Origin of the sequence: Occallatibacter sp. (assembly GCF_049802275.1) — a bacterium.
GTDB lineage: Bacteria > Acidobacteriota > Terriglobia > Terriglobales > Acidobacteriaceae > Telmatobacter.
Genome location: NZ_JBARMD010000367.1, coordinates 1 through 6,944 on the forward strand (window position 1 = coordinate 1; position 6,944 = coordinate 6,944).

General features: G+C 58.4%; 8 protein-coding genes. 2 read left to right on the forward strand and 6 right to left on the reverse strand.

Annotated elements, in window-relative coordinates; genetic code table 11:
• A partial coding sequence (locus WA354_RS12755; protein WP_472813391.1) for a YebC/PmpR family DNA-binding transcriptional regulator occupies positions 1 to 391 on the reverse strand: 391 nt, incomplete at its 3' end.
• 355 nt (positions 392 to 746) lie between these two features.
• Here WA354_RS12755 and WA354_RS12760 point away from each other — a divergent pair.
• Positions 747 to 1,652 (forward strand): OmpA family protein, encoded by a 906-nt coding sequence (locus WA354_RS12760; protein ID WP_472813392.1) that lies wholly within the window; start codon positions 747 to 749, stop codon positions 1,650 to 1,652.
• Between the two features lie 78 nt (positions 1,653 to 1,730).
• Here WA354_RS12760 and WA354_RS12765 read toward each other — a convergent pair whose 3' ends face one another.
• From WA354_RS12765 to mazG, 5 genes are all read right to left on the reverse strand, one after another.
• Complete coding sequence (locus WA354_RS12765) at positions 1,731 to 2,651, reverse strand: DUF2076 family protein (RefSeq protein WP_472813393.1); 921 nt, start codon at positions 2,649 to 2,651, stop codon at positions 1,731 to 1,733.
• Positions 2,652 to 2,786: 135 nt separating this feature from the next.
• On the reverse strand, positions 2,787 to 3,326 hold the full coding sequence (locus tag WA354_RS12770; protein WP_472813394.1) for a GNAT family N-acetyltransferase: 540 nt from the start codon (positions 3,324 to 3,326) through the stop codon (positions 2,787 to 2,789).
• A gap of 216 nt (positions 3,327 to 3,542) precedes the next feature.
• Positions 3,543 to 4,673, reverse strand: coding sequence for an o-succinylbenzoate synthase (gene menC / locus WA354_RS12775; protein WP_472813395.1), 1,131 nt, complete (start codon positions 4,671 to 4,673; stop codon positions 3,543 to 3,545).
• Between the two features lie 79 nt (positions 4,674 to 4,752).
• Positions 4,753 to 5,553, reverse strand: a complete 801-nt coding sequence (locus WA354_RS12780; RefSeq protein ID WP_472813396.1) for a GNAT family N-acetyltransferase — start codon at positions 5,551 to 5,553, stop codon at positions 4,753 to 4,755.
• A complete protein-coding gene (gene mazG, locus WA354_RS12785; protein ID WP_472813398.1) occupies positions 5,550 to 6,488 on the reverse strand; it encodes a nucleoside triphosphate pyrophosphohydrolase in 939 nt (312 codons plus the stop codon). Before mazG ends, WA354_RS12780 begins: the two co-directional genes overlap by 4 nt.
• A 112-nt stretch (positions 6,489 to 6,600) precedes the next feature.
• On the opposite strand from mazG, the gene WA354_RS12790 reads away from it, so the two are divergent.
• A partial coding sequence (locus WA354_RS12790; protein WP_472813397.1) for a prepilin peptidase occupies positions 6,601 to 6,944 on the forward strand: 344 nt, incomplete at its 3' end.

Genomic DNA, 6,944 nt, shown 5'->3' on the forward strand with positions numbered 1-6,944 from the left:
GCAGAACCGAGCCTGTCGAGCCAAGGTTGCCGCCATTTTTTGAGAAGGCGTGGCGAATTTCGCTAACGGTACGGTTGCGATTGTCGGTCAGCGTTTCCACTACGATTGCCACGCCGCCGGGGCCGTAGCCCTCAAAGGTGATCTCTTCATAGCTCACCCCTTCCAGTTCGCCGGTACCGCGCTGGATGGCCCGCTTGATGTTGTCCTGGGGCATGTTTTCGGCCTTGGCAGCGGCGATCGCCGTGCGAAGCCGAGCGTTGCTGTCAGGGTTGCCGCCGCCCTTGGCAGCCATGGCGATTTCCCTTAGCAGACGGGTAAAGATCTTGCCGCGCTTGGCATCGAGCGCGCCCTTTTTGTGCTTAATTGTCGCCCATTTGGAATGGCCGGACATGAGAACCTCAGTAGACGTGAAAATGCCGGCGATCACCTTCGCCCATCGACGAAAAGCCGTCGAAAGGGACCCGCGTCGCCCCTGTGAGTATACCACCGCGAAGGTAGGGCGAATTTGGGGTCAAACGAAAGGCTGAGATAGGTCAAGTCGCTCCAATTCCACTGGTAGTTCTTCCAGTTGCGCAGACTTTCAACAATCACTAAGTTCTCCTTGCAGTCGGGTCTCAGACCGCGGCCGCAGAAGCGCTTGGTGGGCTGCAAGGTTGTGCGCCCCCAATTTGGAGGTCGGGGTGAAAAGTGCGCCGTCTTTCACCTCGGTCATGTTTAGCGTCGCTAGAGAAAAGCAGGGGGAGATTATGATTCGAAGCAAGTGGTTCAGAATTGTCTCAGGATTGACTGTCGTGCTGATGTTGGCCGGGATGTCGGCCACGGTCGTCTCCGCGCAAACCAAGTTGAAGGGAATTATCAAGGGCCGCAGTGGTTCGCTGATCTTCCTGCAGACTGCGGATTCACCCAAGGTAGTCGTGCAATTGACGGATTACACCGACGTGGCCCAGGTGCAGGGTGTACTCAAGGCTCGCAGCAAGAGCATGTCCATGGCCGCCCTCATTCCTGGGCTTCCGATCCAGGTGGAAGGCAGTCTGAATGCTGACGGTCAACTGGTAGCAACGAAAATCCGGTTCAAGGGCGACGATCTGCAGCAGGCGCAGGCTATCCAGGCCGGATTGAGCGAAACCAGCGCGCAGACTCAACAGAACTCCGCCGAACTGGAAAGACAGAATGCAGCGCTCGCTGCACAAAATGCGGAGCTAACGGAACAGCAGAAGAAGGTCGCCGCAAACAAAGCCGCGATTGCCGAAGCGAATGCCCGATTCGGACAGCTCAACGACTACAACATCCTTGATGAAGTCACCGTGTATTTCGCGAATGGAAAAGTGAACGTCGACCCAAAGTACAACTCGCAACTGGTGGCCTTGGCCGAGAAGGCGAAGACTATCAATGGCTTTATGATCCAGGTCAAAGGGTATGCCTCCGCGACCGGGAGCGCCGCACTTAACCAGAAGCTGAGCGAAGACCGCGCCAACAACGTCGCGAATTTCCTTCTCCAGCAAGGCCATGTGCCGCTCACCAATATGCTGGCTCCCGGCGCGATGGGCGAGAGCCGACAGATCAGCGCAGGCGACACGACAGCTGACACTGAAGCCGCAAATCGCCGTGTGGTGGTTCGCATTTTGCAGAATAAGGCTATCGCCGGAACCTAAAAACCTGCTTCGCAGGCTGTCTTGCGCCGGACGAACATCGCCCGGCGCAACGCTTTGTGTCTCAGCAGAATTGAGGCATTACAGCAGGTCGCCCCCGCCGTCGAACCCACCACCATCGTCGTCGAGGCCGGTGGAATCGTCGTAGCCTGAGCCGTCGTCTACGTTCTGATCGTCGAAGCCGGATTGGTCGTCGAGGTTCGAGGTGTCGGTAAAGGCGCTGGTGTCCTGATCGTTGGCTGAATCCGCGTTCTGGTCGAATCCCCGCAGGTTGTCGTTGGAATCGTTGTCGCGCGGGTTGTAGCCGGCTCCCGGATCGTATCCGGTGTCATTGAATTGCGCGCCTTGATCCTGCACGCGGTGTTCGCCGTGCTCTGCGCCGCGGCTTGGGTCGTCAAAGTAGTTGTTGTTGATGACTTCTTCGACGGGTCGCTCGCCCATGCCAAAGCCGCCCATGCCATAGCCGGGACCGCCCATACCATAGCCGCCATGGCCAAATCCGTGAAGGATCGACTCGACGCCCTCGAAAGCCAGTGCGCCGGCAGCGACTCCAGCGGCTGTCTGCATTGCGCCCTGGAGAAAGCTTGGCTGGCCGCCGCCGACGGGGACATATTGAGTCTGCTGATACTGCGGCTGGCTGTACTGCTGTGCCGGTGGAGCATATTGCGGAACTGGCTGATAAGGCGGCGCAGAAGGCTGCTGTTGTTGCTGTGGCATGGAATCGTGCTCACCCAGGAGGCGGCCGAGAAAGCTCGTGGTATGTGCGGGCTGAGGGCGCTGCGGCTGTTGCATTTGCTGCTGGAGTTGCGAGATTTGCGCCCTGGCCTGGTCGAGGGCGATGTTCTGCACCAGAACGGTTTGCGCTAGCATGTAAAGCGCATCCGGATTCGGGCCGAGCTTCTGGTTGAGCAACGCGTCGGCGTCAGGATCTTTTTCTTCAAGCTGTGTCTGGTTGATCCGCTCGATGAGCGAATTAAGGAGCTGTTCTTCCTGGGGAGTCAACGGTGTAACCTCCGGCGGCCGGCAACTGCGGGGTCGGGCCGCCTCTCGCTATTGAGACGCGATACCGCGGGCAAAGTTGCTCCGCCGATTGTCAGTACGCAGGGATCTTTCTCATGGTTCCCTGTAGGAGCACTCTCAGAGCCGATAGCGGCATTTGCGGAGTCTGCCACCATATTTGCGGATGCCGCAATCTTCCGGCACGTCCACGACCTCAATCAATTCCGCTCCGGCGATTTCAAGGCTCCGCCGCGACGCCATATTTTCCGGATCGCAGGTAATCCACAGCGGATCGATACCCAGGCTGCGAGCGAACGGCAGCAACAAAACAAGTGAGCGCGCCGCATAGTGATGGCCGCGATGTGCGGGATGGACGCCGTACCCGATATGGCCGGCATAGCGCTCGATGTGCGGCGTTGAGCCGATGCGCAGATTGATGGTGCCCAACTCCTCGGCGCGATCGATGCTCATCATGCGGAAGAAATAGGTCGGGACGCGGTGGAAAGAATGGATTGAGTAATCGGCCAGACGCAATTTGAGGTCGCCGTGCCGCAACTTGAGCGACCGCAGGGCCTCGATAGCTTCATTCATGATCAGGCCGGTCTTTGAGAGTGCTCGTTCCATTTGCGAGCCGGAGTAAAGCCGGAGTTCCTCAGGGGCTAAAGCCCCGTCTCTCATCGTGCCACTGCGGCACGACTAAAGTCATGCCCTGTTACAAGACTCGAGCTCACCTGTTACAAGACTCGAGCTCACCTGTTACAAGGCTCGAATTCACCAATTACAAAGGATCGAGTTCACCTGTTACGAGCTCAAATGAGTCTTTTCCGCAAACTGCAAAGCGGCGCCCTCTCAAAACCCCATGAGCAGGCAGCGCTGACTCCAAACTCAACTTCCTTAGCTTTGACCTACGAGTTCAAAGGCGCGAATCTCTTCTTTTCTGACCGTCAATTGCTCGATGAGGTCGGTGCGGACTTCGTAGCCGCGTCCGGGCGCATCGGAAATCAGAATCTCGCCTTCGGGGGTGACTGTAACCTCTGGCTCGATGATGTCTTCGTTCCAGTACCGAGCTGAGGCCGACACGTCGCCGGGCAGGCGGAAGTTCTCCAGAGTCGACAGCGCAATGTTGTGCGCGCGTCCGATGCCTGACTCCAGCATGCCGCCGCACCACACGGGAATGCCTCGCTCCTGCGCTGCGTTGTGGACCGCAATGGCCTCGGAGAATCCGCCGACGCGGCCAAGCTTGATGTTGATGATCTTGCACGACTCCATTTCGATGGCGGCAAGTGCATCGCGCCGATTGCGAATGGACTCGTCAAGGCAAATGGGCGTATTCATGCGCTTCTGCAGCATGGAGTGGTAGTAGAAATCGTCGTGCCACAGAGGCTGCTCGACCATCAGCAGGTCAAAGGCGTCGAAGGTGACAAGGTGGTCGGAGTCACGAAGCTTATAAGCAGAGTTGGCATCGCAGCTCAACATGATGTCGGGCCACTGATTGCGCACTTTTTCGAAGACCTCAACATCCCAGCCCGGTTTGCATTTCAGCTTGATGCGCTGGTAGCCAGCGGCGAGTTCGCGCTCGATAATGTCGAGAAGCTCGGGAATCGATTTCTGAATCCCCAGCGATACGCCACAGGCGATCCTGTCTCGTACCCCGCCGATCAGCTGCGACAACGAGAGACCTTCGCGCTGTGCTTCGATGTCCCAGACGGCATTTTCGAGCGTGGCCTTGGCCATGGGATTTCCGCGCACGACGTTGAAGATCTTCGGACAGTCGCCACCGTGTTCGACGTTGGCGCTGGCCAGCATGGGGCCCAGCTCATTGATCAGCACCTGCCAGGCGGTGTCGGTTGACTCTCCTGAGAAATGCGGCCGCTCCCCTGCGGTGCACTCGCCCCAGCCGACCAACCCGTCGGCGCGGACCTCAGCCAGCAGAATCCTGCGGTTGCGGGTTACGCCAAAACTTGTTTCAAAGGGTCGCACCAGAGGCAGGTGCAGTTCGCGGAGAATGATTCCGTCGATTCTCATAAAATGTTGCTTCCTTCGGATGACAGCTAAAGAAGATGTTGGTACTTCAATGTGCCGACTGGGAAATGCTGTTTGAGACTCACGCCGGTTGGGCCCAATGGCCCAGTTCGAAGATTCCGTTACCTTCCGCGTCCCTGCTAAACGAGACGACGGCTAATCCTTTGGAAAATGCTTCCTGAAACCTGTGGCGATTCTGCATCTGGACGGCAAGTGCTTGCTCCCGGCCACTGGGGGATGCCTTCCACTCGTAAATGGCGGCTGGGACCAGGATGCGTTCTTCAATGTCATAGTTGACTGACGGTCGACCGTCCAAGCTCCCGCTGACTCGGTCAGAGTCGAGATACCACTCTGCAACGAGACGGTCAGTTGGAAGTCCACCTTGGAGTCGAGAAGAGGATACACCATAAAAATTCACATAGTAGCTACGAACGATCGCGCCGAGCTTGTGTATGTTTAGATGCGCGTTCTTGATCTCCAGCGGATCGAAGGTCCACTCCATGCGGCGGATGCCGCGCGAGAGCGCCTCACGTCGTTGCTCCAGCTTGAGTTGTGCGCCAAGGCCACGGTTGCGATAGTGGTCGCGCACTGCCAGCATGTGCGAGTGCAGGTAGGGCTGTGGATTTCCGTCTGTGGAATTCTTTCCGGTCTTCACGCCCGGCAAAGACATGGCGAAACCAACCATCGATTCGGGCGTTCCATTTGGACCGGCTCCGGGCAGCTCGGTGTCGAACGCCCCGATGACTTGACCGCCGATCTTCTGACCAACGAGAAAGGCCTTGCGGGGAATGATGTCGGTTTCGTCGTAGCCCCAGGTTTCAATCTGGAGCTGAACGCATGCTTCGAGCTCATCATGTCCAGAGCAGGGACGGATCAGGATCATCGGCCTGCCTCCTGTGCGGACGCTGATTTCGCCAGCTTGCGTTTAGCTTCGGTCCAGAGAGCTTCGAGTTCTTCAGGCTTCAATTCTTCCAGTGGCTTCTCGGAATCTATTTCCATTTGCTTGAACCGCTGTCGGAAGCGTAGATTGCAGCCGCGCAGGGCCATTTCCGCGTCGACGCCGAGGTGGCGACCAAGATTGACGACCGTGAAAAGCAGGTCGCCGAGCTCGGCTTCGACCGCGGTCTTGAGAGCGGGATCGGCGGATGTTTCGGCTGCGGCAGCTTCGGCTTCGAGTTCCGCCGTTTCTTCAGTCAGCTTCGGCAGCAGGTCACGCCAGTGGGGCCAGTCGAAGCCGGATTTCGCGGCTTTTGCACCGATCTTTGCGGCTTCAGCCAGCGCGGGCATGGCACGCTGCACCGAGTCGAGGCGCGAGGGCGGCTGATTCCCTTCTATCGCTGAGCCGGGCTTTGCTGCATTCTCCGCGGCTTTGATCTCTTCCCAGTTGCGCAACACCTTTGCTGCTGAACCTTCAACTGCTGAATCGACGATGGCCTCGTTGCCTGCGGCTCGCGACGCTTCTTCGCCGAAGACGTGGGGATGGCGGCGAATCAGCTTCCGGTTCAGATGGTCGAGGACATCGGTGATGGTGAAGTGGCCTTCGTTGGCAGCCATCTCGGCGTAAAACAAAACCTGCAGCAGCAGGTCGCCAAGCTCTTCGGCAAGATGCGGGAAGTCACGGCGCTCAATGGCGTCGAAAACTTCGTAGGCTTCTTCCAGTGTGTATTTGCGAATGGTGTCGAAGGATTGTTCGCGGTCCCACGGGCAACCGCCGGGAGCGCGAAGGCGCGCCATGATTGCGACTGACTGCTGAAATAACTCCGCCGCCCACTCCGGATCAGTAAGAACTGGGGTGCCCGGTGCAGACGTTGATGACAGAGGACTGTGTGCGTCTCTCGCGCCGTCCATCGGATTCAGTGTAACCCTGCCGGTTGGGTGCCGGTTCGAATCTTGCGAGGGGGGCGAGCGACTTAGAGCGGTGCCTCGTCTTTTGAGCCGTATACTCAACCTTCCGATGATTCGCGTTCTGGGCACGATATTGGCAGGGCTGCTGGGGCTGGCCTTTGGCAGCTTTCTGAACGTGTGCCTCAGCCGCTGGCCCGAGGGTGAGAGCGTGGTGAAGCCGCGCTCGCACTGCCGCAACTGCGGGCGGACGCTGGCGTGGTGGGAGAATGTGCCGGTGGTGAGTTGGTTGGCACTGCGGGGCCAGTGCCGGACTTGCAAGGCGAAGATCAGTTGGCGTTATCCGCTCGTGGAGTTGGGTATCGCGGGGCTCTGGGCTTATGTTGCATCACGGCCGCTTCCAGATTTTCCCCCAGATGATTTCCTCGGCAC